This window comes from Delftia acidovorans NBRC 14950 (genome assembly GCF_001598795.1).
GTDB lineage: Bacteria > Pseudomonadota > Gammaproteobacteria > Burkholderiales > Burkholderiaceae_C > Comamonas > Comamonas acidovorans.
Genome location: NZ_BCZP01000071.1, coordinates 1 through 1598 on the forward strand (window position 1 = coordinate 1; position 1598 = coordinate 1598).

Here is a 1598-nt window from a genome sequence, read left to right on the forward strand (position 1 = left end):
TGCGGCCTGCCCCTTCTTGTATTCCAGCTGGATGCGCACGCCGCCCACCTCCAGCACATCCCCCGTGCGCAGCTCGATGAAGATGCGGCGCATGTCGGGCGCCGATGCAGTTGTCTGTGCCATGGACTCCTTCACAGCGAACGCAGGTACTGCGCGCGCTTGTCCTCAGACAGGCGGCCCAGTGCGCGCTCGTAGTCCAGGCCGGTGAGCTTGTCCAGCTCGGCGAACTCGTCGCTCACGGGGTCGGCATCGCCCGCGCCGCCAGGCACGTCGGCCAGGTTGGTGACCACGGCCGAGGCGTCGGGCTTGCGCCGCACGTCCGCCGTTTTCTTGGTCGTGGCAATGCCATGCAGAGCTACCACGCGGCGGTGCCCTTCTTCCAGGAACCAGCGCATGGGCTTGTGCTCGTTGCCGGGCGCCGCGCCCAGCGCGCGCACCATGGCATCCAGGTCTGCCTGCTTGGCCGCGTCCTTGCGGTAGTCCACGATGCCCAGTTCTGCGCTCTTGGCCGCTTCCTCGAAGAAGCCGTTGATGGTGGCCGTCCAGGCCTGGTGCGTGGACTGCTGCTGCATCTCGGCCGACACCGTGGCGCGCGTCTTCATGTCGCGCAGCTGGTCGCGCTCGTCCTGCAGGCGGTCCAATTCCGCGTCCAGCTCGCTCTGCTCCAGCTCGCCCTCGTTGAACTTGGCGCGGGCGGCGGCCACGGCGTCCTTGTTGGCCTTCACCTGGGCGTCGTAGTCGGCGGGCAGCTCTGCACGGTAGCCGCTGGCCTGGTGGGCAGCTTGCGGATTCGGTGTCGGCGCGTCAGTCGGCTGCGTGGCATCGGTGGGTTCTGCGGGTGCTGCAGCAGGAGCGGCTGCAGGCGCTGCAGCGGGCGCAGCGGTGGTTTCAGTGGGTTCGGTGGGAGTGCTGGGCTCGGGCTTGCCCTTGCCTGCATCAGCTGCGTCGTCGTCGCCCTCCTCTTCTTCTTCCGCATCGAGGGGGCCGCGCCCCAGGGCAGCCAGCGCTGCAGCGTTGTCTTCCTCGGGGTCGTAGTCGTCTTTGTCGTCTTCCATGGCCTCGCGCTCAGCGTCGGACAGGAGTCGCAGGTGGTCGTCGTTAAAGCTCATGTGTGCGTCCTTTCGTGGTTTGGATCACGGCAGGGTGGCAGGCTTGGTACGGGTCAGACGATGCACCTAGAGGACGAAGTTGACGTCAATATCGCTGCTCACAGCGAGCCCACGCGTGCACCCTTTGGCGAAAGGGCGAAAGACTCGAATTCAGGGAATGCGCCGTAGTCGCAGTTCTTTGCTAGCGGTCATGTTGGCCACGAGGGCCCGAAGCAAAACTGCTTCGGGCGAGTCTCTGGGCTGATGGTGTTCGCCTCTCAAACGAATCTACCCGCGCAGCCGAGTCAGGCAGCCATAGGTTGCTCTCACTTGCGTAGTTCAGGGGGCCGGTGCTATGGGACTCTGAACGGTGAGAGCCGAATCAACGTGTAGCTGGGTAGGGCTGACAAACGGAATTCTAGGCCACGGAAGGACAGGTAACGGAATGATGTGTGGCGGCGGAGCGAACGGCGGCAGATCGCCGGGTGTCGGCTCCACAGGCGTCGGACT

At 65.3% G+C, this 1598-nt stretch carries 1 protein-coding gene; it reads right to left on the reverse strand.

The window, feature by feature from the left end; genetic code table 11:
- Positions 1–131: 131 nt before the first annotated feature.
- Complete coding sequence (locus DA1_RS29275; RefSeq protein ID WP_034393286.1) at positions 132–1109, reverse strand: hypothetical protein; 978 nt, start codon at positions 1107–1109, stop codon at positions 132–134.
- Positions 1110–1598 lie beyond the last annotated feature (489 nt).